Source organism: Streptomyces sp. NPDC047525 (genome assembly GCF_040643025.1).
Classification (GTDB): domain Bacteria; phylum Actinomycetota; class Actinomycetes; order Streptomycetales; family Streptomycetaceae; genus Streptomyces; species Streptomyces durmitorensis.
Genome location: NZ_JBEYTL010000006.1, coordinates 259,487 through 281,520, shown reverse-complemented (window position 1 = coordinate 281,520; position 22,034 = coordinate 259,487). Strand labels below are relative to the sequence as shown.

Genomic DNA, 22,034 nt, shown 5'->3' with positions numbered 1-22,034 from the left:
CCCCCGGGCTGGGGACGCTCATCACGGATGGCGCGCGGCGGGGCGGCAGGGGCCCGGCGACGCTGGTGGGTACGTCAGTCCCAGCGGTACACGCCGCCGCCAGCAGTCAATGGTGGCGATGGCCGGGATCGCAGACTGCCGCACCCTCAAGAACCGCGTCATGTCCCGCAGTCGGGCTGCCCGTATCACCCTTTAGGCCAATCAGGGGAAGGCGGAGCGGTCTCCACCGATGTGGGCCCGCCGGCTGCGGAAGGATGCGTTCCATGCGAACCATGAAACGCGTTCTCCTCGCGGCTGCGGCCGTGTCACTGCTGGTGGCGAGCCACGGCGCAACTGCCGCGGCCTCCGCGCCCGCACCCACGCCCGCACAGTCCACGCCGGCAGCCGGGCCGGGCTGGCACCACGTGGCGGACTTTCCTCCGGCCGAGGAGAACCGCTGCCATGAGCGCGGCCGGTGGTACTTGGAGAACGGCGTACGCGCCTACGAGTGCCGAGCCGCCGGAGTCTGGGAGTTGTGGGTTCTCACCGAGCCCTCCTGACCAGGGGGCGGGGCCGGATCGTTGCCCTCAAGGCGGTGCAGTCCGCGGCAGCCGGTGAGCCAGGCGAGGGACCGCTCGACGACCCGGCGGTGTCGGCCCCGCCCTGCTGAGTTCTCGATGCCGCGCCTGGCGATGCGTGGCGTGATGCGGCGTGAGCGAAGACGCGGAAGGCCGTTGCGGTCGCGGCTTTCGGTCATGCACTCTGACCTCTTGTTCTCTCTAGACCGGTCGGTCTAGAGTCTCCTGTGTGACCAAGACACGCGGCGACACCCGCGCCCGCATCCTCCGTACAGCCGCCGATCTGTTCCAGCGGCAGGGGTACGGCGCGACGGGACTCAATCAAGTGCTTGCGGAGAGTGGCGCCCCCAAGGGGTCGTTGTACTTTCACTTTCCGCAGGGCAAGGAGCAGTTGGCCGCCGAGGCCGTGGCGCTTGCCGGGGGTGAGATGGGGGCTCGTATGGCCTCCGTCGTGGGCTCCGCGGGCGGGGCGGCCGATGCCGTCGTCGGGGTCGGCGAGTTGCTCGCCGGAGGGCTGCGGGCGTCCGACTTCCGGGACGGGTGTCCCGTCGCCACCGTCGCGCTCGAACAGTCCGGGGGCGACGGGCCCATCAGCGATGCCTGTCACGCCGCCTATGACTCCTGGCTTGCGGGGCTCGCCGAAGCCTTGCGGGGGTGGGGGGCCGCCGATGACGAGGCCGCCGAGCTCGCCGAGCTCGTGATGTCCTCGTTGCAGGGGGCGCTCCTCCTCGCACAGGTGCGGCGTGACACCGCGGTCATCTCGTCGGTCGCCCGGCGTGTCGGCTCGGTCGTCGCGCAGAGCCTTGAGAAGGGGAGGGACGCATGAGGGTTCACCATCTCAACTGCGGGTCCATGATGAAGATCGAGGCCACCTATGACGGGCCGCCTCCGCTGCACGCCGTATGTCACTGCCTGTTGGTGGAGACCGACACGGAGGGGCTCGTGCTCGTCGAGAGCGGGCTCGGCCGTGACGATGTGCGCAGGCCGCTCGAGTCCCTCGATCCGGAGTGGACCGAACTCGCCGCTCCTGAACTGGACTTCGCCGAGACCGCGCTTTCCCAGGTCGAGCGGCTCGGGTATGCGGCGTCCGACGTGCGGCACATCGCCCTCACGCATCTCGACGTCGACCACAGCGGCGGTCTTCCCGACTTCCCCGAGGCGCGGGTGCACCTCATGGCCGCCGAACTCGACGCGGCGCTCACCGAGGCGCCCAGCCGTCGCTACCGGCCCGCGCACTGGGCCCACGGCCCGCGCTGGGAGACGTACGAGGAGAACGCGGGCGAGGAGTGGGCCGGGTTCTCCGGAGTGCGCCAACTGGCCGGGCTCAGTGAGGATTTCCTCATCGTGCCGCTCGGCGGGCACAGCGCCGGGCATGCCGCCGTGGCGGTGCGGGATCGCGGGCGGTGGCTCGTGCACGCCGGGGACGCGTACTTCTACCACCGCGAGATCGCGCAGGACGCCCCGCACTCGCACCCCCTGATGGACATCATCCAGCTGGACGCCCAGGTGGACGCCGAGCTGCGGGTCGCCAATCAGGAGCGGCTGCGGGAGGCGGCAACCCGGACGGACGAGTTCACCGTGCTCAACGCCCACGATCCGTGGGACTATCTCCGGCTCGCGGGGGCAGGGGGCTGATCCGACGGTTCGGGTGTGGTCGTCCGGCGGTTCGGGGGTACTCGGGTTCCTCGCCCGGCGCATCCGACGTGCGCCGGGCCACCCCTCGTCGGAGGATTGACCGGACCCCTCGCCCAACCCTGGAGCGATCTCTTATGCAACGTCCCCGGATTCTGATCATCGGCGGCGGTTTCGCCGGTATGGAGTGCGCGCACAAGCTGGAGCGGACGCTCAAGGCGCAGGACGCCGAACTGCGGCTCATCAGCCCGCAGGACCATCAGCTGTATCTCCCGCTGCTCCCCCATGTCGCCTCAGGCGTCCTCACCCCGCAGTCGGTCGCGGTGCCGCTGCGCCGCATGCTGCGCCGTACGGCGATCGTGCCGGGCGGGGCCATCGGGGTCGACCCGCACGCGAAGGCCGTGATCGTACGGAAGATCAATGGCGAGGAGGTCGTGGAGCGCTACGACTATCTCGTCCTGACCCCGGGCAGCGTGACCCGGCAGTTCGACATCCCCGGTGTCGACCGGCACGCCGTGGGCGTGAAGACGCTGGCCGAGGCCGCCTGGATCCGTGACCACGTGATCTCGCAGCTCGACCTGGCGTCGGCGAGCTCGGACCGCGCCGAGCGGGAGGCCCGGCTGCAGTTCGTGGTCGTCGGCGGCGGGTACGCGGGTACGGAGACGGCGGCCTATCTGCAGCGTCTGACGAGCGCCGCCGTCAAGCGGTACCCGGGGCTCGACGCCTCGCAGATCAAGTGGCATCTGGTCGACGTGGCGCCGAAGTTGATGCCCGAGCTGGGCGACCGGCTCGGGGAGAAGGCCCTCGCCATCGTGCAGCGGCGCGGGATCGAGGTGTCGCTCGGGGTCACGGTCGACAAGGCGACGGAGGACACCGTCACCCTGACCGACGGGCGCACGCTGCCCTGCCACACCCTGATCTGGACCGCAGGCGTGGCGCCGAGCCCGCTCATCGCCACGCTGGGCGCCGAGACCAACCGGGGGCGCCTGGTCGTCGACCCGGAGCTGACGGTGCCCGGCCTCGACGGCGTGTTCGCGCTCGGCGACGCGGCGGCCGTCCCCGACCTCGTCAAGGGCGGCGACGCGATCTGCCCGCCGACCGCGCAGCACGCGATGCGGCAGGGATGGGCCGCCGCGAAGAACGTCACCGCGGCACTGCGGGGCGCGCCGCTGACCCCCTACCGGCACAAGGACATGGGTCTGGTCGTCGACCTGGGTGGTATTCAGGCCGTATCGAAGCCGCTGGGCGTGCAGTTGACCGGGCTCCCAGCTCAAGTCGTGGCGCGCGGCTACCACTTGGGTGCCCTGCGCACCGTCACCGCGCGTTTCCGCACGGCCGCGAACTGGGGGCTCAACGCCCTCGCCGGCGACGACTACGTACGCACCGGGTTCCAGACCCAACGGCCCGCCACGCTCAAGGACTTCGAGATGACGGACGTCTATCTCTCGCCCGAGGAGATCCACGCGCGAGTTTCGGCGGAGGTGGCGGGACGTTCGATGGCCCCGGAGAAGCCGCTGCTCCCGTAGCGGCGGCAACCGGAGAGGCCGCCGGGCAGTGGCCGGGGCCGCACCACCGAGGAACACGTGCACGCCGGGGCGGTCGCCGCCTCCCTGGTCGTGCGGCTGAGCGGCGACTACCAGTGGTGGGTGGTCGCCGCTCTCAACGTGCCCCGGTTCCGGCTGCGTCGGAGCGAAGGGCGCACGCGCAGGGCTCCGGAAAGGGGCGGCCGTCGTCTGAAGGTCGATGCCGCCGTCAGGTGGCTGATGGACGCCCCTCCAAGGCGCCGTCTCGCCGCCTGGTTGATCACGGCGTGCGTCACGTCCGTACTACGCATCACCCGTCGTCACACGAAGGACTCCACCACCATGCGTATCGGCATCGATGTCGGTGGGACCAACACCGACGCCGCCCTCCTGGGGCACGACGACCGCGTGCTCGCGGCCGTCAAGTCACCGACCACCCCCGACATCACCTCCGGTGTCACCGCCGCGATCCGGGCGCTCGCACCGCCCGTCGAATCCGTCACCGCGGTGATGATCGGCACGACGCACTTCGTCAACGCGCTCGTCGAGGGCGCCCGGCTCACTCCCGTGGCGGCCGTACGCCTCGGCCTGCCCGCCACCGCCGCCCTGCCCCCCATGGCGGACTGGCCCGCGCGGCAGCGGGACGCCGTCGGCGGGCACGGCTACCTCTGCCACGGCGGGCGGGAGTTCGACGGGCGGCCGCTCTCGCCGCTCGACCCGGACGAGCTCAAGCGGACGGCCGCCGACATCGCCGCGCGCGGGCTCACCTCCGTCGCCGTGTCGTCGGTGTTCTCGCCGGTCGCGAAGGCCGACGAGCAGCGCGCCGCCGAGATCCTGCGGGACGAGCTGGGCGAGGGCGTGCACTTCTCGCTCTCGCACGATCTGGGCCGGGTCGGGCTGCTCGCGCGGGAGAACGCCACGATCATCAACGCCTCGCTGCGTGACCTGGCCACCGTCATCGTCGAGTCGTTCGGGAAGGCGCTGGCCGAGATGTCGATCACGGCGCCGTTCTTCCTGTCGCAGAACGACGGAACGCTGATGGACGCCGACTTCGCGCGCGCGTGCCCGGTGGCGACGTTCGCGTCGGGGCCGACCAACTCGATGCGGGGCGCGGCCTTCCTCTCCGGGCTCAGAGACTGCGCGGTCGTCGACGTGGGCGGCACGACGGCCGACATCGGCATCCTCGCCGGCGGCTTTCCTCGCGAGGCGGCGGGCGAGAGCGAGGCCGCGGGGATCCGCACCAACTTCCGCGTCCCCGACGTCCTTTCGCTCGGCATCGGCGGCGGGTCCTGGGTGTCGCCCGACGGCGAGAGCGGGCCCCGGTCGGTCGGCTACCTGCTCACGGAGGAGGCGCTCGTCTTCGGCGGCACGCGGCTCACGGCGACCGATCTCGCGGTGGCCGCGGGCCGGGCCGACATCGGGGACAGCTCCCATGTCGCCCATCTGGACCGGGAGTTCACCGAGCGCGCCCTGGAGCGCATCGCCGAGCGGCTCGCCGAGGGCATCGACCGGATGCGGACCTCGGCCGCGGTGCTTCCGGTGGTCGCCGTCGGCGGCGGTTCCATCCTCGTCCCCGACGGGCTGCCCGGCTTCGCCGATGTGCGCAGGCCCTGGCACTTCGACGTGGCCAACGCGGTGGGCGCGGCGATCGCGCAGGTCGGCGGCGAGGTCGACCGGGTCTTCCACGTCCCCGAAGGGCGCCGGGACGCGGTGCTCGCCGGGGCCCGCGAGGATGCCGTCGGACGTGCGCTGGATGCCGGGGCACGGCCCGGCAGCGTACGCGTCGTCGACATCGAGGAGGTGCCGCTCGCCTATGTGCCCGGCGGTGCGACGCGCATCCGCGTCAAGGCGGTGGGCGATCTCGACCTGGGGCGTCTGCCCGCGGCCACGGGGGCCGGTGCCGGGGCGATCCGCGATGCGTGAGGTCAGCCTCGACAACCTCGACGACATCGCCCGGGGCGCGGGCATCCTCGGCACGGGCGGCGGTGGTGACCCCTACATCGGAAAGCTGCTCGCCCGCGAGGCGATCCGCGCGCACGGTCCGGTGCGGGTCGTGCACATCGACGAGGTCGACGCCGACGCGACCGTCGTCCCCATCTCCGGCATGGGTGCACCCACCGTCCTCCTGGAACGCATACCCAACGGAAGCGAGGAACTGGCCGCGCTGCGCGCCCTGGAGAGACACCTCGGGCGCCGGGCCACGCACCTCACCGCGCTGGAGGTCGGCGGGGTCAACTCGATGCTGCCGATCGCGTGTGCCGCGCGGGCGGGGCTTCCCCTCGTGGACGGGGACGCGATGGGGCGGGCGTTCCCCGAGGCGCAGATGGTGCTGCCCGGCCTCGCCGGGATCACCAACTCGCCGATGGCGCTGGCCGACGACAAAGGCAACACGGTCATCGTCGAGGCCGTCGACAACCACGCCGCCGAGCGGATCGCGCGCGCGGTGTGCGTGGAGCTCGGCTGCCAGATCAGCTGCGCGGACACGGTGCTGCGCGGCGATCAGCTCGCCGACGGCCTTGTCCCGGCGACGCTGACGCTCGCCGCGCGGCTCGGCGCCGTGGTGCGCGAGGCGCGCGCCGCGCACGGCGATCCGGTGGAAGCGGCGCGGGCGACGCTGGACGGCAAGGTCCTCCTGGCGGGCAAGGTGCTCGACGTCGACCGTCGCACGGAGGGCGGCTTCGCGCGGGGTCACGCCCGCGTCGCAGGGACGCGGGACGACGCGGACCGGGTGCTCGAACTCGGCTTCCAGAACGAGCACTTGATCGCCACGCTCGACGGGGCGACGGTGGCGACCACGCCCGACCTCATCTGTGTCCTGGACAGCGACACCGGTGACCCGGTGACCACAGAGGGCCTGCGCTACGGCCGGCGCGTGAGCGTCGTCGCCGCCCGCTGCGATCCGCGCTGGACCACTCCGGACGGCCTCGCGCTCGCCGGTCCCCGCTCCTTCGGGTACGAGGTGGACTACCTGCCCTTCGGGTCGGCCGCCTGAGCCGCCCCTTGAGCCGCTCCCTGTGCGTCCCCGGCGGACGGTCGCAGCGTGATCGTCCGCCGTGTGTGCTTCTCCACCGCCTCCCGCGAGTAGAGCAGCGGGAAGGACCCGTCGGCGGCCCAGCTCGCGAACAGGTCGTCGTAGTGCGGGCTGCCCGGAACGCCGGACTGCCCCGGTGAGTTCATCGCCACGGAGTCGTCCCAGGAGCCGACGTCCACGACGATCCGGAAGGTGGCCCCCGCGGTCTGCCGGAACCCGGCACCGTAGGCGGCGGCCCCCACGGTGTCCCCGCTGCCGCCGCGCGGCACGGGGCCCACGGAGGCCCACCGGGGGGCGGGCCCGTCGAGCAGGGCGGCGATGGGGTGGTGCGGGTGGGCGTGGTGGAGCGCGCCCCAGGACCAGGCGTCCGGATCGGCGCCCAGGAGCCCGGTGAGTTCCTCCACGGCCGCGGCGAGCGTGCCGAGCAGCAGTTCGGGATCCGGGTCGCCGTCCAGGAGCTCCAGATCGACGCGGGCGTCCGCCGCCGCGTCCTCGGCGGGCAGGATCCGCGCCAGGGCCCGCTCGCGCTGCCCCTCGTCCACGACCGCGTCGAGGGCCCGCGTGAGGAGGGCGGGGCGCAGATGCCGCCGGTACCAGACCTCGAAGAGGGCGGCGGCCGGGGATTCGGCGGTGAGGCGGGCGTCCCAGCCGCGGAGGAGGGCGAGGGCGGCGGCGAGGCGGACGCCGGGGGTGGTCGCGCGCCCCAGGGAGGTCGCGTGCCCCGAGCCGGTCACGTGCCCCGAGCCGGTCACATCCGCCGCCATACCGATCCCCCTGCCGCCAGCACCCTCCACCGCCGCGGTGCCCGTGCCGGCACCACCACCGGTCGCCCCGCCCGCCGCCGCACGCGGACCGCCACCAAGGGCGGCGGAACGGCCGCGCACGGCCGCGCCCGCCGCCGTGCCGATACCCCTGCCGCCAGCACCCTCCACCGCCGCAGTGCCCGTGCCGGCATCACCACCGGTCGCCCCGCCCGCCGCGGCAGCCCCGCCCGCCGCCGCACGCGGACCGCCACCAAGGGCGGCGGAACGGCCGCGCACGGCCGCGCCCGCCGCCGTGGCGGTGCCCCTCTCGGCAGCACCCGCCACCGCCGTGCCGTCGCCTGCATGACCGCCCCTCCGCGCGGGCGCGGGCGCGACGTCGCCGGTCATGCTCCCCGCCGTCACTCCATCACCGGACGGGACTCGGCCCGGCGCAGAGGCATCGGCCGACGGATCGCCGGGCGCACGAGCACCGGCCATCGAGTCGCCCTCCGCGCCCGCCTCCCCCAACCCGGCGAGCAGACGCTGTATCCGTCGCCCCGGCAGGCTCACGTAGTCGGTCTGCAGTTGTACGCACTCCTCGACCGTCCAGGCCTCGTGCGCGCTCAGTTCCTCCGTGATGCGGTCGTGGCGGGTCGGTGCGTACCAGTCGTACGTCACCGTCTTCTCCGCGTTCGGGTACGTCGGCGGCAGGTTCAGCTCGTTGGCCGTGGCGAACCAGCCCTGGGCCGGGTCGCGGACCGAGGGGAGTTCCTCCACGTCCAGGAAGCCGTCCCATTCGTAGCGGCCGTCGCCCGGCACGGGGAGTGTGCCGTCCCAGCCGGGGCGGACGGGGACGCGGCCTGCGGGGCGCCAGCCGATCGTGCCGTCGGGTGACGCGTAGACCTGGTTCTCGCCGGGGGCTCCCCAGCGGCGCATCGCCGCCACGAACGCGTCGGGGCTCGCCGCCCGCATGTAGTCCATGCTGCCGAGGTAGGGGGCCATACCGGGGCCGAGCCAGGCCGCGCGGACCGCGAACGCGGCGTTCCGGCCGGGGAGTTCGCGGATGACCGGGCCGTGGCGGGTGAACCACAGCTCTGCCTCGACGGGTTCGCCGCCACGTACCGGGATCGGCTCCGTGACACGCGTCATCGGCTCCCAGTGGTCCTGGTACCAGTACTCGTGCGGGTTCGCCGGGTTCGTGCGGTAGACGTACAGGTCCTCCTGGTCGATCGGGAAGATCGTCAGGCCGAAGGCGACGTGGCCGTTGTGGCCGATGGAGATGCCGGGCAGGGCCGGTTCGCCCGCTCCGACGGCGTCGATGCCGGGTGCCGAGAGGTGTGCGAGGTAGCGAAGGGCGGGCAGGGCGATCCCGCGGTGCGGGTCGTTCGCCAGGAGCGGGCGGCCGGTGGCCGTGCGGGACGGGGCGATGACCCAGTTGTTGGAGCCGTCGAGGCCCTGGCGGGGCGCCGCGCCCGCCGCCCACGGGGGCGTGGTGGCCATCTCGTACACGCGCAGGACGTCGGCCGGGATGACGGACAGGTCGAGGCCCTCGGGGACGCGCAGCCGGTGCGGGGCGGGCTCGCGGCGGCGGCGCAGCTCCTCCGCGTCGGGGCCGTGGTCACGCAGGGTGAAGGCGCGGGCGACCTCGTCGCGGAGGTTGTACTGCAGGCCGTGGCTGCGGATGCGGGCCACGTCGGAGGGCTGCCAGTAGGCCGGTTCGTACTTCAACAGGGCAAATTCGGGCGGGAGTTGTATCGCGTCGGCGCGGCACAGCGCCACGAACGCGTTGATGCCGTCGACGAACGCCGTCGTCACCCGCTCCGTGTCGTCCCCGTACGCACGCCACTCCTCGGCCATGTCCCCGCGGTAGAGGAACAGCCGTGCCGCACGGTCGTGTTCGGCGTACTTCTCCCCCAGCACCTCGGCGAGCAGACCGAGTCCGCGGCGCCGCCACAGGTCGAGCTGGAAGAGCCGGTCGCGGGCGGCGTTGAAGCCCTGGGCCAGGAAGAGGTCGTCCTGCGATGCGGCGTACAGGTGCGGGACGCCCCACTGGTCGATCCGGATCTCCACGGGCTCCCGGAGGCCCGGCACCTCGTAGACGTCCCTGTCGGTCATGCGCGCCTCACTCCCCCTTCATCGCGTGCACCCGCTCGCCACCCACATAGGTGGCCCGTACCGCGATCCCCGCGATGCCGTGCGGATCGATCATGAGCGGATTCTCGTGCAGTACGACGAAGTCCGCCAACTGCCCTGCGGTGAGGCGTCCCTTGTACTGTTCGGTGCCCTCCGCCTCGGCCGATCCGAGCGTGAAGATCCGCAGCGCTTCCGCGGCGGAGACCCGCTGGCCGGGGCCCACGGGCACGCCGTCGTCCATGCCTTCGCGGGTGACCATCGACTGGAGGCCGAGCAGCGGCTGGTAGGGACCGCAGGGGTAGTCGGAGGATCCGGCGACGGCCACCCCCGCGTCCAGGAACGAGCGGTGCGCGAACATGCGCTCGGTGCGGTCCGCGCCGTACCAGGTGTTCAGGGCACCTCCGTGGTAGCCGGGGTATCCGGCGAACGGCACCGCTATCGCGCCCAGTTGCCTCATCCGGCCGAGGATCTCCTCGTCCACGAGGCTGCAGTGCTCGATGCGGTGGCGCAGGCCCGGCCGCGGCAGTTCGCGTGCGGCTTCCTCGAAGGCGTCGAGCACGAGACGGATGGCGGCGTCGCCGTTGGCGTGCACGCCGATGCGGTTGCCGTCGCGGTGGACGGCGCGCACGTGGGTGAACAGTTCCTCGGTGGAGGTGGTCTGCAGGCCGTGCCCGCCGTGATCGGCGAAGGGCTCGCTGAGCAGGCAGGTGCGGCCGCCGACGGCACCGTCCAGGAAGGCCTTCACCCCGACGAGCCGCAGCAGATCGTCGCCGAAGCCGCTGCCGACGCCGAGCGCCCGCGCCTTGGCGTAGTGATCGATGGAGAGCAGCATGCCGACGCGCAGGGTCAACTCCCCCGCCGATCTGGCACGTTGCAGGAGCGCGATGTCGTCCGGAGCGATCAGCGCGTCGCACACCGAGGTGAGCCCGGCGGCGTGCCACAGCTCCTGCGCGCGGCCAAGGCCCCGCAGTTTGTCCTGGACCGAGCTGGGCGCGAGCGCGGTGTCGCCGCGTGCGGTGGCGGGGTAGACGACGTTCATCAGGGCCCGCTCGACCAGCCGCCCGTCGAGACGGCCGTCCGCGCCCCGCCCGTACGCGCCGCCGTCCGGGTCGGGCGTGTCCTCGTCGATCCGCAGCTCGCGCAGCGCCGCGGAGTTGACGACGCCCCAGTGTCCGGCGACGTGCACGACGAGCGCGGGGTGGTCGGGGGCCACGCGGTCGAGTTCGGTGCGGGTGAGGGGGCCGGTCTTCACGTCGTCGTAGCGGCTGCCGCGCACCCAGGCGCCCGCGGGTGTCCTCGCCGCCTCGGCGGCCACGGTGGCTAGCAGGCCGTCGACGCCGTCCACGGCCGCCGCCGACAGGTCGAGGTGGAGCAGGTCCTCGGCCGTCATGACGAGGTGGATGTGCGCGTCGTTCAGGCCGGGTACGAGGGTGGCGTCCCCGAAGTCGACCTCCTCCGCGCCGGGGAACCGGTCCCGCAGCACGGCCACCGAACCGGTCGCCCGGACGCGGCCGTCGGCGACGGCGATCATCTCCGGCTCGGGGCGCCCGTCGGCGCGCTGGCTGACGATGTGGGCGGCGCGGTGGAGGACGGGTGCGGTCTCGTCGATCATCGGGACTCCTTCACCGAGGCCTGCGCCGAACTCTCGCCCGGAACGGCCGGGTCGGCGGCCGCCGCCGCGGCCGGTCCGGGCCCCGGTGCCAGCCAGACGACCCCGAGCAGCACGACGAGGTTGGCGGCGAGCGCGATGATGCCGCCGTTCACGCCGTGGTACGGGTCGTTGTCGGTGGCCCACAGCGCGGTCATCACCACGAGCCCGGTGACCATCCCCGCGACGGCGGCCCTGGCGGTGAGACGCCACCAGAACAGGGCGAGCAGCACGACCGGCACGAGCTGCGCCAGACCCTCGTACGACAGGACGGAGAGCTCCACGAGGGTGTTCGGGTAGAAGAGACTGCCCGCGAGGGCGATCAACCCCGCGATGACACAGACCAGTTGGGAGAGCCGCTTGGTGCGCATGTCGTTCGCGTCGCCGGACTTCCCGGGCGCGCGGCGGCGCGCCCGCGGGTCCGCGCCGTTGCCGCCGCCGAGGACCGTGCGGCCCCACAGCGTGCCGATGGAGAGCATGAAGACGCTCATCGGCACGATCGCCGAGAGGGCGCCCGCGACGCCGATGAGCGCGACGACGGGCGAGGGCAGGGAGTCGGTGACGAGGCTGAAGAGGGCCAGGTCGGGATTGCCCAGGGTCGGCATCACGAACAGCGCCGTGGCGCCGACCACCATCGGGACGAACAGGAGCAGCTGGTACCAGGGCAGGAGCAGCGCGTTGCGGCGCAGCGCGTTCGGGCTCTTCGCGCTGAGGTAACCGGCCACGGTGGTCGGGAAGATGGTGATCGTCACGGCGTTCAGGACCACGGTGCTCAGGAACCACATGGCGTTGCGCCCGCCGGACTCGTGCCCGGGGAAGGTCAGCCACTCGGGCTTCTCGGTCACCATGCGCTGCATGAAGTCGCTGAACCCGCCGAGGTAGTGCATCGGGATGTACACGGCGAGGAACACGACGGCGGTGATCACCAGCATGTCCTTGAGCGCGCTCACCCACGCGGAGCCGCGCAGACCGGACACGAGGATGAACACCTCGGCCACGACGAAGGAGATGACGGCGGCGACCTTGAGGTCGACGCTGCCGTACGTCATCGCGTTCACGACGACGCCCATGCCCTGAATCTGCACCTGGATGTAGGGGACGATGAAGACGGTCGCGACGACGGCGACGAGGATCCCCACCGGGCGTGAGCGGAACCGGAATTCGGCGATGTCCGCGATCGAGATGAGGCCGTGCCGGGACGCGTACGTCCACAGGGCGGGGCCGACGACGTACGCGACGGCGAAACCGACGGTCAGATAGGCGACGAGGTAGAGGATCGGCGCGCCGAAGGAGTACGACCAGCCCGCGGTGCCGAGGAACGAGAAGCTCGTGTACGTCTCGCCGGCCATGAGCAGCCAGATGAACAGGACGCCGAGCCCGCGGCTGGAGACGGACCACTCGGCGAGGCCCTTGGACCGGCCGCGGGCGCTCCATACGCCGATCCCGATGGTGGCGACCATGGCGATCCCGAAGATGGTGGTCGCCACTGCTGCGGAGCCGTTCATCGGCGGCCTCCTTCGGTGTCGGGGCCGGTGCCCGCGAGGTCGTCGGCGAGGTCGTCGGCCGGGATGGGCTCGACGGCGTTCGTGCGGTACGCCGGGTCGAGCCGGGCGGCGAGCCAGATGACCAGAGGGCTGATCACCGTGGCGGCGATGACCCAGGCCAGGAGGAAGGGGACGCCGAGGATGCGCGGCTCGATGCGGTTGGCCACGAGCGGGGCGGCGCCGTAGAGCAGGACGGGGACGAGGAGCAGCCAGAGGGAGGGGCGGGCGACGCCGCGGACGGTGGGGAGGCCGTCGAGGGGCGAGGCCGCGTGGTCGCTCGTGCCGTCTCCGGCGCTGTCTTTCGCGCCGTCATCAGCTGTCGGGGGCATGGGGGGACTCCTTGTGGGGTGGCATCAGGGGCACACCCGGGGGAAACGGAGGGGGAAACGGGGGGAGAAGCAGCAGGGGGAGGGCTACACGGAGGGGTCGTAACGGCCGTCGACCGCGGTCCAGCCGCCGTCGACGCTCAGCACGGTGCCGGTGACGAACGTGGACGCGTCCGACACGAGATACGCGACGGCGCCGGCGAGTTCGTCGGCACGGGCCCACCGCTTGAGCGCGGAGGCCTGGGCGTAGGCATCGAACCATGCGGGGTCGGCGGCGATCTGATCGGTGAGCGGGGTACGGACGACGCCGGGCGCGACCGCGTTGAAGCGCACGCCTTGCGGCCCCCATTCTGCGGCGGCGGTCCGCAGCAACTGGACGAGGCCCGCCTTGGACGCGGCGTAGGGCCCCTGCCCCGGCTCCACCTGGAAGGCCCGCATCGAGGCGAACCCGACCACGCTCCCGCGGCCCCGCTCGGCCATGCCGGGGGCGACGGCCTGGATGAGCGTGAGATAGGAGCGCAGGTTCAGTGCGATGACGCGGTCGAACTCGTCGAGGCTGTAGTCGGCGATGCGCTTGCGCACGTTGGCCCCGACGGTGACGACGAGCCCGTCGAGCGGCCCCCATGCGGCGACCGCGGCACGGACGGCTTCCGGGTCGAGCACGTCCAGGGGGTGGGTCTCGGCGGTACCGATGCCCTGGGCCGCCGCCTCGCCCTCCCCCTCCCCCACCGCGAGCGCCGCCGTCCGGGCCGCGCCCTCCGTGTCCCGGTCGGCGACGACGACGTGCGCGCCCTGGGCGACAAGGGCGCGGACGGCCTCGCGGCCGATGCCGCTCGCGCCGCCCACGACCGCGACGCGGCGGCCGTCGAGCCGGAACAGATTGCCGTAGTCCATGGTGGTGATGCCTCTCTTGCCGGGCCGTCGGTCCGTGGGGTCGGTCGGGTCGGTCGGGTGCCTGCTGTCGCTGCTGAAGGCCTAGGGGCGTACGACGACCATCCGCGTGACCGTCAGTTCCTCGATGGCGAACCTGGGACCCTCGCGGCCGATGCCCGAGTCCTTGACGCCTCCGTAGGGGGCGATGTCGCTGCGGTAGCCGGGGACTTCGTTCACCACGACACCGCCGACCTCCAGGCGGTCCACGGCGCCGAGTGCGGCCCGCAGGTCGCGGGTGAAGACGGCCGCGTGCAGGCCGTAACGGCTCGCGTTGACGAGGTCGTACGCGGTGTCCAGATCCGGCACCGCGCGCAGGCAGACGACCGGGCCGAAGATCTCCTCGTCCCAGGCGGGTTCGCCGTCGGGGACCTCCGCGAGCAGGGTCGGGGCGATGCACCGGCCACCCGCGTCACGGACTCCCCCGGCCACCAGGCGTGCTCCCGCCGCCCGCGCCCGCTCGACCCAGTCGAGCACCCGCCGCGTCGCCGTCTCGTCGATGAGCGCTGAGACGCGGGTCCCGGGGTCCCGGGGGTCGCCGACCACCACGTCCGGCAGCCGCTGCGCGAGCAGCTTCTCGAACTCCTCCGCCACCGCGTCCACGACGATCACCCGCTGTACGGAGATGCAGGCCTGGCCCGATGCGTAGAACCCGCCGCGCACCACCGCGTCCGCGGCCGCTTCGAGGTCGGCGTCCGCGGCCACGACGAGGGCCGCGTTGGAGCCGAGTTCGAGGACCACCTTGCGGGGAGCCGCGTCGCGCGCGATGTGGTGGCCGACGGCCGCGGACCCGGTGAAGGAGACCGCGGCGACCTCAGGGTGCGTGGTGAGCGTACGGCCGACCTCCGCGTCCCCCGTGACGAGTTGCACCGCCCCCGCGGGCGCGCCCGCCGCCACGAGCTGCTCCCGTACGAGATGGACGAGCCGCAACGTGGCGAGCGGTGTCGCGGGGGCGGGCTTGACGATCACCGGGCAGCCCGCGGCGAGCGCCGGTGCGATCTTGTGGGAGGCGAGCAGGACCGGGTAGTTGAAGCCCGCGATGCCGACGACGACGCCGACGGGCTTGCGCGTCCAGAAGCCGAAGAGGCCCTCCCCGGAGGGCTGGAGGTCCAGCGGCACGGTCTCCCCGTGCAGATGGGCCACCTCGTCCGCGGCCGACTGCCAGGTGGCCACGGCCCGTTGCATCTCGACCCCGCAGTCGACCCGCGGCTTCCCGGTCTCCAGGACGAGCAGGTCCACCAGCTCCGGCGCCGTGTCGGCGAGGGACGCGGCGACCCCGGCGAGCACCTGCCGCCGCACCCCGGCGGTCAGCCTGCCGACCTCCACCCGCACCGCCGCGGCGTGCTCGACCGCGCGCCCCGCGAGGTCCTGGTCACCGACAGGCGCCACGGCGATCTCACTGCCGTCGTACGGAAAACGGACGGGCTGACCGGCGGGCGCTGTCACCCAGCCGTCCCCGACCGGCAGCCCTTCGGGGCACGTCCCGGGGCGGGTCATCGCGCACCTCCGGTGGCGCCGTTCAGGAACGAGCGCGCCGCGGCGGCGTACACCCGCGTGTACTCGACGATCTCGCGCACCTCGACGAACTCGTCCTTCTGGTGCGCGATCCACTTCCCGCCGGGTCCGTAGACGACGGTCGGCAGACCGGCGTCGCGAGTCAGGATGGTCCCGTCCGTGGTGCCGGGCACGGCCCCGAACGGCGGTGGCTCACCGTGCACGTGACGGTGTCCGTCGACGAGCGCGGCGACCACCGGGTGGTCCTCGGGGAGCTCGATGGCGGGCCGGTCGTCGACGACGGTGAGCCCGACGCCCACCCCCACGCTCCCGGCCGCCTCGACCGCGAACTGCCGTACGCGCTCGATGAGTTCCGCGTGATCGGTGCCGGGGATCGTGCGTACGTCGATGCCGACGAGCCCATGGGCGGGGATCACGTTGAGCTGGTCCGGGTCCCCGCCGAGCAGCACGGTGGGCGTGACCGTCACGCTCCCGGCGTGCGGGTGAGTGCCGTACCGCTCCCGGGCCCAGTCCTGCGCGCAGCCGAGCGCCTCGACGATGCGCGCGCCTGCGACGATCGGGCTCTTGGCCTCCTGCGGCATGGCGCCGTGGGCCATCACCCCGTCGAGATCGAGCCGGAGCCGGATGCCGCCACGGGCGGAGGTGCACACCTCGTACCCCTCCGGCTCGCAGACGATCACCCCGTCCACCTCGCGCGCGAGCGGGGTGGCGGCGAACGCCTTCGCGCCGAGCATCAGCCCTTCCTCGTCGCAGAGCACGCCGAGGACGACGCGGCCCGGGAAGGGACCGGCGAGCTGCAACGCCCGCACTCCGTAGATCATCGCCGCGACACCGGACTTCATGTCGGCGGAGCCGCGGCCCCACAGCTTGCCGTCCCGGATCTCGGCCCCGTAGGGATCGACGCTCCAGTCGCCCGGATCGCCCTCCGTGACGACGTCGATGTGCCCTTCGAACATCAGGGTCGGCCCGTCGCCTCCCCCGCCCTCGATGACGGCGACGGTGTTGGGCCGGCCCGGCGCGACCTCCGCCACGTCGTAGGTCCAGCCGAACTCGGTGAAGAGCCGGGCGACGAGTTCGGCGGCGGGCCGCTCGACCTCGGTGGCCCCGGCCGCGTTGACGGTGCGCAGCCGGACCAGGTCCTGGGTGAAGGCGACGACGGCGGCGGAGTCGACGGCCGGGTCGGCGAGGGGCGCGGCGGATCCGGTGTGCCCTGAGCCCGTGTCCCGTGAGCCGGTGTGCCGTGAGCTGGTGTGCATGGAACCTCCAAGTCGGCCGACCACGAGGCCAGTCGACTGGTCAGACCAGTTGAGTTCCCGTACTCTGCCTCCACGTTCACGGCCGGGTCAACCACCAGATCTTGGATTTCCCGCGCCGATGTCGCGTATCAGCTACGTACGTGGAGGGGGCGGGCCGATGGCCGCCGACGACACCGGCCTGTTCCGGCCGGTCACACCGGTCCGCGCCTATCAGCGGGTGGCGGAGCAGATCGAGGAGCGCATCCTCAGCGGTGATCTGCCGCCGGGCTCCCGGCTGCCCGCCGAGCGCGAGCTGGTCAACCGCTTCGGCGTGGGCCGCTCCACGGTCCGCGAGGCGCTGCGTGTCCTGCAGTCGGCGGGTCTGATCCGCTCCCGGCCCGGCGATCCGCTGGGTGCCGAGGTGCTCGGCGTCTCGCCCGACAACCTCAGCCAGGCCCTGGGCCGCCTCACCCGCTCCAGCGTGTCCACGCTCGGTGAACTGGTGCAGTTCCGCATGGTGTTGGACGCCGAGAGCAACCGCCTGGCGGCGCGCCTGCACGGCGCGGATGACCTCGCCCGGATGCGCGAGCAGATCACCCGGATGGAATCCCTCAGCGGCGGCGGTCCCGCGTCCCTGCACGCGTTCAGCGAGGCGGACGCGCTCTTCCACCGCGCGATCGCCGAGGCGAGCGGCAACTCCCTCCTCGGCCTGTGCGCACGCGCCGTGCACGAGGCGGTGGTCGAGGTCATCGAGAAGAAGATCGCGGGCGTCACGGACACGACGGCCTGGATGGAGCGTTCCATAGCCCATCACCGCGAGGTCCTGGCGGCGATCACCGCGGGCGACGGCCCCCTCGCGGCCCGCCTGGGCCGCACCGCGCTGCACGAGTACTACGCGGATCATGTCGAGCCCGAGACAAGGGAGTTGCTGGCGGCTTCGGCCGAGGATCACTGACGACGGAAGACGCCCCTACCCCCGGAAGCCCGGCGAGAGCCCGAGCCGTCCCTCCAGCTGCGCCAGCAACTCGCCCAGCAGGTCGCTGAGTTGCCCCTGGCCGTTCTCGTCGAGCCCCGCGAGGACCACCGTCTCGTACGCCAGTTGGTCGGGCAGGATCGAGTCGACCAGTTCGCGGCCCGTGTCGGTCAGACCGACGTGCGAGACACGGCGGTCGCGGGTGTCGGCGCGCCGGTCGACCAGGTCGCGCTCCTGGAGCTGCTTGAGGCGCTTGGTGACGGCGGCGCCCGACGAGAAGGTCTCGCGGGCCAGTTCGCCGGGCGTCAGCTCGTGGCCGGTGCGGCGCAGCGCGCCGAGGAGGTCGAACTCGGGGCGGGTCAGGCCGACGCGGCGCAGCGGGGCGTCCTCGGCCTGCTGCAGGAGGGCCGCGCAGCGGTTGATGCGGCCGATGACCTCCATGGGGCCGGTGTCGATGTCCGGCCGCACCGCCTGCCACTGCCGTACGACGGCGGCGACGGTGTCGCGGGGCACGCCCGGGGCACTTCCCGTCGCGCCCGCGGCACTGCTCGCGGTGCTGCTCGCGGCACTGCTCGCGGGACCGCCCGCGTCGCTCGCACCGCGTACACCACCCGCGCCCCCGTCTCCCGCACGAGCCGCGGCGTCCGCCGCCGTGTCCCGTTCGCTCCCGTTCCTCATGTGCCCCTGTCCTCGCCCTTGCGCCTCGCCCGGCTCGTCACACCCGTACGCGCTCGCCGCGCTCGCCATGCTCCATGCCGCGTACCGTCGCCGCGAGCGTACGGTGTCCTGCCTGCTCGGCGACCATCACCCGCTGCTCCGGCAGGGCGCGCTGCCACCATTCGCCCGCCGCCGCGTCATGGGCGGTCCGCAGGTCCACGAGGGCGGCCGTCAGGCCGCGGCGCGCCGGGCGCAGGGGGTCGGGGCCGGTGAGCGGGGCCGCCAGGGCCTGCTCGGCGCGGGCGCGGGCCCGGTCGGTGGCGTCGATGGCCAGCTCGATGTGGTCGGCGGCGCGCCGGTTGGTGACGGCGATCGCCGCGACGATGCCGAGCAGCGCCCCCACGAAGGTGTCCACGACCCGGTCGAGGATCAGCTCTCCGGGCTGCTGGAACCGCGCGAACTCGGTGACCAGGAGCGCCATCGGCGTGACGCACACGCTGCCCATCCAGTAGTTGCGGCCGATCAGCGCCTCCGCCCCGAAGGCCAGGGCCAGGCAGCAGACGATCAGCGCGGCCTGGCTCAGATGGGCCAGCGGGACGATCGCGGCGAAGGCGAGCACCCCGACGAGGTTGCCGACCACGCGCTGCACCCCCCTGTTCCAGGTGAGCGTGACGTTGGCCTGGTAGAGCGAGGCCGCCGTGACAAGCGCCCAGTAGGGGCGGCCGACGCCGAGCGCCAGCGACGCGTACCCCGCGAGCGCGCAGCCGACCGCCGTGCGCAGCGCGATGGGCAGCAGCGGCGATCCGGGGCCGAGGCGCCGCCACAGGGAGCCCTTGGCCGAACCCGCCGCCAACTCGGCTTCCACTCCCAGGAGTTCGTCCTCCGCTTCAGGCCGTACGTCGCCGGGGCGCGGCACCGCGCCCGTGCCGCGCAGGCCCGCCGCCCAGTCGCGCAGCTGGGCGGGGTCCGCCGCCGCGGGGGCCGCCAGGGCCTCCTCGGCGCGGATCACCAGGCGCTCCAGGGCGCGGCGGGCCGCCGTGCGGGCACCGGTGGCGAGCAGTGACTGCCAGGCCGCGTGGACGGCTGCGGCCGCCCCCGGCCGGGCGCGCTCACGGCCGGGGCCCGAGGCCTCGGCGTAGGCGGCCGCCGCGCGCAGGGCCCGCGCGGTGGCCCTGCGCTCGGGGCCGTGGGGCCGGATCAGGGCCGGGGCCATGCCGACCAGCCAGGCCACGGCGCCCGCGCCGAGCGTCAGGGCCAGGTGGCCGGGGACCTGCCCGATGGCCTGCGGTGCGAACAGCGTGGCGGAGCTGATGAACGTGAAGATGAGGTGGCCGGGCGGGCCGATGCGGGTCGCGTCGCAGAGCGTCTTCTGCGCGGCGGCGAGCAGCGCCCCGATCGCCACGAGCACCACCGCCGACGTGGTGAGCGAGGCGGCGACCATCGCGATCCCGACGCTGGCCAGCATGCCGACGACGACTCCGGCGAGGGCGCGGGCCCGCGCGGCGTAGGGGAGGTTGTGGGTGTAGAGCGCGCAGAACGATCCGGCCATCGTGTACATGACGAGGTCGAGGCGGCCGATCGCGAGGAGCGTCAGATTCGGTATCGCGGTGGCGACGACGACGCTGGACGCGGGCTTGAACCAGATGTCGGAGGGCTTGCCCGGACGCAGCACACCGGCGAGCGGGAGTCGGCGGACGCGGGAGTGGCTGAGGGTGCGGGGCGTACTGGGTGTCCTGCTCATACCGAGAACCTTAGCAAGTGTTTTACTCGAAAACGATTTAGGTCACTACGGCTCACCGCGGCCCCGTCCGCTCCCCTCCGCGCTCCCCGCGTACACCCATGCGCTCGCGTACGAGGCCCCGTGCGAGGGCATCGACCCGACGACACCGTCGATCGGGGAGGTGCGCGGTGCACGGACCGGTGCAGGCCGGCTGGCTGCTCGTCGCGCTGTGCGCGGCGACCGGGTCCTACTGCCTGCTGCGGATGCGCAGCAGGATCGAGGAACAGCGCCGGGCGGCCGGCGGCGAGGCGCTCATGGGGTTCGGGATGGCCTTGATGGCCCTGCCCGCAGCCGCGCTGACCCCACCGCGGTGGTCCTGGCTCGCCTACGCGGCCGTGTTCGGCGCGGCGGCTCTCCGCGCGCTCTGGGCGGCCCGGCAGAACCGGCACCACCTGCATCATCTGGTCGGCGCCTGCGCCATGGTCTACATGGCGGTGGCCATGGCCGCGACCCCCACCGCCCACGCGGGCCACGGCGGCGGAGGCACACCGGCGCTCACCGGAGCACTGCTGCTCTACTTCGCCGGGTACGTGCTCTGGTCGGGGGTGCGCCTCCTGCCCGTACCGGCGCTCGCGGCGGCGGAGGGAGGTGGCGGCGGTACGGTCACGGGGTGGGCCGATCGCACGGAGCTCGCGATGGCGTGCCGTCTCTCCATGGGGATCGCCATGATCGCGATGCTCCTGACGCTGTAGACCGCCACGGATGACGCCGCGGCCCGCCGGGGAAGGCCCAGGAGCGCGGAAGGCGCGAGGCCGTGCGGGCCCGTAAGGGGTGATATCCCGCGATCGGCCGTGGCGTGCGTCACTTGAGGCGATAGGCCATACCCTCCGGCAGCGCCGCCCTCATAGTCTTGACGCATGTTGCTCCCCGTTGCGCTGTTGCTGCTGGGCGCCCTCACCGCCGTCGTCGCCCCGCGCCTCCTCGCACGCGCCGACTGGCCGGAGCGCGAACCGGTGGTCGCGCTGTGGGCGTGGCAGTGCGTCGTGGCGGGTGTGCTCATGTGCTGTGCCCTGTCGATGACCCTGAGCGCCGCCGCCGCGTGGCAGGCCGTGCGGGGTCACGTCTTCGCCCCCGCGCCGCACGACGTGGTCGACGCGTACGCGCTCGGGGCGGGCGGCGTCTGGGCGCCCGCGACCGCCGTGGCGCTGGCGCTGGGCGGCGTGTGGACCGCCGCGATGCTGACCCGGGAGATCGCCCGCGCGCGGGCCAGGCGCCGCAAGGGGCGCAGCGAACTGCTTCTGCGCGCACCGCTGTTGCCCGGCGAGGAGCCCGGCGCCGACCGTCTCGTCGTCCTGGAGGGCGAGCGCCCCGACGCCTGGTGGCTGCCGGGTGCGGCGCCCCAACTGGTCATCACCACAGCGGCGTTGCGCCGCCTGAAGGGCCGTCAGCTCGATGCGGTGCTCGCCCATGAGCAGGGGCACGCGCAGGCGCGGCACGACTGGCTCCTGCACTGCTCGGGCGCGCTGGCCACGGGGTTCCCGCAGGTGCCGGTCTTCGCCGCGTTCCGGGGCGAGATGCACCGCCTGGTCGAGCTGGCCGCCGACGACGTGGCATCGCGGCGCTTCGGGCGCCTGACGATCGCCCTCGCGCTGATCGAGCTCAACGAGGACCGGGGCGTGTTCGGGCCCTGCCCGACCCCGCAGGCGCACGTGCCGCAGCGGGTGCACCGGCTGCTGTCCGCACGGCCGCGGCTCACGGCGGGGCGGCGGCTTCGGCTGACCGCGGCCGCGGCGCTGGTGCCGGTGGTTCCGCTCCTGGTGACGTTCGTGCCGGGGCTGCGCGCGCTGGGCTAGTGGCCCGCCGCCGG

At 73.2% G+C, this 22,034-nt stretch carries 18 protein-coding genes and 1 pseudogene; 9 read left to right on the top strand and 10 right to left on the bottom strand.

Going from position 1 to position 22,034, the window contains the following annotated elements; all coding sequences use genetic code 11:
* Positions 1-263: 263 nt before the first annotated feature.
* Positions 264-539: a hypothetical protein gene (locus ABZ833_RS19440; protein WP_361048773.1), complete on the top strand. Its 276-nt coding sequence runs from the start codon at positions 264-266 to the stop codon at positions 537-539.
* 56 nt (positions 540-595) lie between these two features.
* On the opposite strand, the pseudogene ABZ833_RS19435 reads toward ABZ833_RS19440, so the two are convergent.
* Positions 596-697, bottom strand: a pseudogene (locus ABZ833_RS19435) (IS5/IS1182 family transposase); the annotation flags it as partial.
* An 89-nt stretch (positions 698-786) separates the two neighbouring features.
* Between ABZ833_RS19435 and ABZ833_RS19430 the strand changes: the two are divergent.
* From ABZ833_RS19430 to ABZ833_RS19410, 5 genes are all read left to right on the top strand, one after another.
* On the top strand, positions 787-1,383 hold the full coding sequence (locus ABZ833_RS19430; RefSeq protein WP_361048184.1) for a TetR/AcrR family transcriptional regulator: 597 nt from the start codon (positions 787-789) through the stop codon (positions 1,381-1,383).
* A complete protein-coding gene (locus ABZ833_RS19425; RefSeq protein ID WP_361048181.1) occupies positions 1,380-2,192 on the top strand; it encodes an MBL fold metallo-hydrolase in 813 nt (270 codons plus the stop codon). Before ABZ833_RS19430 ends, ABZ833_RS19425 begins: the two co-directional genes overlap by 4 nt.
* Before the next feature lie 134 nt (positions 2,193-2,326).
* Entirely contained in the window at positions 2,327-3,715 is a 1,389-nt protein-coding gene (locus ABZ833_RS19420; RefSeq protein ID WP_361048178.1) for an NAD(P)/FAD-dependent oxidoreductase, read from the top strand.
* 57 nt (positions 3,716-3,772) lie between these two features.
* Positions 3,773-5,635, top strand: coding sequence for a hydantoinase/oxoprolinase family protein (locus tag ABZ833_RS19415; protein WP_361048175.1), 1,863 nt, complete (start codon positions 3,773-3,775; stop codon positions 5,633-5,635).
* Positions 5,628-6,704: a DUF917 domain-containing protein gene (locus ABZ833_RS19410; protein WP_361048172.1), complete on the top strand. Its 1,077-nt coding sequence runs from the start codon at positions 5,628-5,630 to the stop codon at positions 6,702-6,704. Before ABZ833_RS19415 ends, ABZ833_RS19410 begins: the two co-directional genes overlap by 8 nt.
* Here the strand turns inward: ABZ833_RS19410 and ABZ833_RS19405 are convergent.
* From ABZ833_RS19405 to ABZ833_RS19375, 7 genes are all read right to left on the bottom strand, one after another.
* Positions 6,677-9,601 carry a penicillin acylase family protein gene (locus ABZ833_RS19405; RefSeq protein ID WP_361048169.1) on the bottom strand — a complete coding sequence of 975 codons (2,925 nt, stop codon included), beginning with the start codon at positions 9,599-9,601 and terminating at the stop codon, positions 6,677-6,679. The genes ABZ833_RS19410 and ABZ833_RS19405 overlap by 28 nt on opposite strands.
* 7 nt (positions 9,602-9,608) lie before the next feature.
* On the bottom strand, positions 9,609-11,231 hold the full coding sequence (locus ABZ833_RS19400) for an amidohydrolase (RefSeq protein WP_361048166.1): 1,623 nt from the start codon (positions 11,229-11,231) through the stop codon (positions 9,609-9,611).
* A complete protein-coding gene (locus tag ABZ833_RS19395; protein ID WP_361048163.1) occupies positions 11,228-12,772 on the bottom strand; it encodes a sodium:solute symporter family protein in 1,545 nt (514 codons plus the stop codon). The genes ABZ833_RS19400 and ABZ833_RS19395 overlap by 4 nt, the downstream gene beginning before the upstream one ends.
* Positions 12,769-13,140: a DUF3311 domain-containing protein gene (locus ABZ833_RS19390; RefSeq protein WP_361048160.1), complete on the bottom strand. Its 372-nt coding sequence runs from the start codon at positions 13,138-13,140 to the stop codon at positions 12,769-12,771. The genes ABZ833_RS19395 and ABZ833_RS19390 overlap by 4 nt, the downstream gene beginning before the upstream one ends.
* An 84-nt stretch (positions 13,141-13,224) precedes the next feature.
* The gene (locus tag ABZ833_RS19385) at positions 13,225-14,031 is read right to left on the bottom strand and encodes an SDR family oxidoreductase (protein WP_361048158.1); all 807 of its coding nucleotides are present in this window, start codon (positions 14,029-14,031) and stop codon (positions 13,225-13,227) included.
* Positions 14,032-14,112: 81 nt separating this feature from the next.
* Entirely contained in the window at positions 14,113-15,564 is a 1,452-nt protein-coding gene (locus ABZ833_RS19380) for an aldehyde dehydrogenase family protein (RefSeq protein WP_361048155.1), read from the bottom strand.
* Positions 15,561-16,838 carry a M20 family metallopeptidase gene (locus ABZ833_RS19375; RefSeq protein WP_361048152.1) on the bottom strand — a complete coding sequence of 426 codons (1,278 nt, stop codon included), beginning with the start codon at positions 16,836-16,838 and terminating at the stop codon, positions 15,561-15,563. Before ABZ833_RS19375 ends, ABZ833_RS19380 begins: the two co-directional genes overlap by 4 nt.
* A gap of 157 nt (positions 16,839-16,995) precedes the next feature.
* Between ABZ833_RS19375 and ABZ833_RS19370 the strand changes: the two genes are divergently transcribed.
* On the top strand, positions 16,996-17,772 hold the full coding sequence (locus ABZ833_RS19370) for a FadR/GntR family transcriptional regulator (protein WP_361048149.1): 777 nt from the start codon (positions 16,996-16,998) through the stop codon (positions 17,770-17,772).
* Between the two features lie 15 nt (positions 17,773-17,787).
* Here ABZ833_RS19370 and ABZ833_RS19365 read toward each other — a convergent pair whose 3' ends face one another.
* Together ABZ833_RS19365 and ABZ833_RS19360 are read right to left on the bottom strand one after the other, a co-directional pair.
* On the bottom strand, positions 17,788-18,468 hold the full coding sequence (locus ABZ833_RS19365) for a MarR family winged helix-turn-helix transcriptional regulator (RefSeq protein WP_361048146.1): 681 nt from the start codon (positions 18,466-18,468) through the stop codon (positions 17,788-17,790).
* Between the two features lie 37 nt (positions 18,469-18,505).
* Positions 18,506-20,188 carry an FUSC family protein gene (locus tag ABZ833_RS19360; protein ID WP_361048143.1) on the bottom strand — a complete coding sequence of 561 codons (1,683 nt, stop codon included), beginning with the start codon at positions 20,186-20,188 and terminating at the stop codon, positions 18,506-18,508.
* Positions 20,189-20,355: 167 nt separating this feature from the next.
* Between ABZ833_RS19360 and ABZ833_RS19355 the strand changes: the two genes are divergently transcribed.
* Both ABZ833_RS19355 and ABZ833_RS19350 read left to right on the top strand, forming a co-directional pair.
* A complete protein-coding gene (locus ABZ833_RS19355) occupies positions 20,356-20,919 on the top strand; it encodes a DUF5134 domain-containing protein (RefSeq protein ID WP_361048140.1) in 564 nt (187 codons plus the stop codon).
* A 165-nt stretch (positions 20,920-21,084) separates the two neighbouring features.
* Complete coding sequence (locus ABZ833_RS19350) at positions 21,085-22,020, top strand: M56 family metallopeptidase (protein WP_361048137.1); 936 nt, start codon at positions 21,085-21,087, stop codon at positions 22,018-22,020.
* The last annotated feature ends 14 nt before the right edge of the window (positions 22,021-22,034 follow it).

Excerpts from the sequence above, each read along its gene's own strand:
- ABZ833_RS19440 (WP_361048773.1), top strand. The coding sequence starts at position 264 with ATGCGAACCATGAAACGCGTTCTCCTCGCGGCTGCGGCCGTGTCACTG.
- ABZ833_RS19425 (WP_361048181.1), top strand. The coding sequence starts at position 1,380 with ATGAGGGTTCACCATCTCAACTGCGGGTCCATGATGAAGATCGAGGCC.
- ABZ833_RS19420 (WP_361048178.1), top strand. The coding sequence starts at position 2,327 with ATGCAACGTCCCCGGATTCTGATCATCGGCGGCGGTTTCGCCGGTATG.
- ABZ833_RS19410 (WP_361048172.1), top strand. The coding sequence starts at position 5,628 with ATGCGTGAGGTCAGCCTCGACAACCTCGACGACATCGCCCGGGGCGCG.
- ABZ833_RS19405 (WP_361048169.1), bottom strand. The coding sequence starts at position 9,601 with ATGACCGACAGGGACGTCTACGAGGTGCCGGGCCTCCGGGAGCCCGTG.
- ABZ833_RS19400 (WP_361048166.1), bottom strand. The coding sequence starts at position 11,231 with ATGATCGACGAGACCGCACCCGTCCTCCACCGCGCCGCCCACATCGTC.
- ABZ833_RS19395 (WP_361048163.1), bottom strand. The coding sequence starts at position 12,772 with ATGAACGGCTCCGCAGCAGTGGCGACCACCATCTTCGGGATCGCCATG.
- ABZ833_RS19390 (WP_361048160.1), bottom strand. The coding sequence starts at position 13,140 with ATGCCCCCGACAGCTGATGACGGCGCGAAAGACAGCGCCGGAGACGGC.
- ABZ833_RS19385 (WP_361048158.1), bottom strand. The coding sequence starts at position 14,031 with ATGGACTACGGCAATCTGTTCCGGCTCGACGGCCGCCGCGTCGCGGTC.
- ABZ833_RS19380 (WP_361048155.1), bottom strand. The coding sequence starts at position 15,564 with ATGACCCGCCCCGGGACGTGCCCCGAAGGGCTGCCGGTCGGGGACGGC.
- ABZ833_RS19375 (WP_361048152.1), bottom strand. The coding sequence starts at position 16,838 with ATGCACACCAGCTCACGGCACACCGGCTCACGGGACACGGGCTCAGGG.
- ABZ833_RS19370 (WP_361048149.1), top strand. The coding sequence starts at position 16,996 with ATGGCCGCCGACGACACCGGCCTGTTCCGGCCGGTCACACCGGTCCGC.
- ABZ833_RS19365 (WP_361048146.1), bottom strand. The coding sequence starts at position 18,468 with ATGAGGAACGGGAGCGAACGGGACACGGCGGCGGACGCCGCGGCTCGT.
- ABZ833_RS19360 (WP_361048143.1), bottom strand. The coding sequence starts at position 20,188 with ATGAGCAGGACACCCAGTACGCCCCGCACCCTCAGCCACTCCCGCGTC.
- ABZ833_RS19350 (WP_361048137.1), top strand. The coding sequence starts at position 21,085 with ATGTTGCTCCCCGTTGCGCTGTTGCTGCTGGGCGCCCTCACCGCCGTC.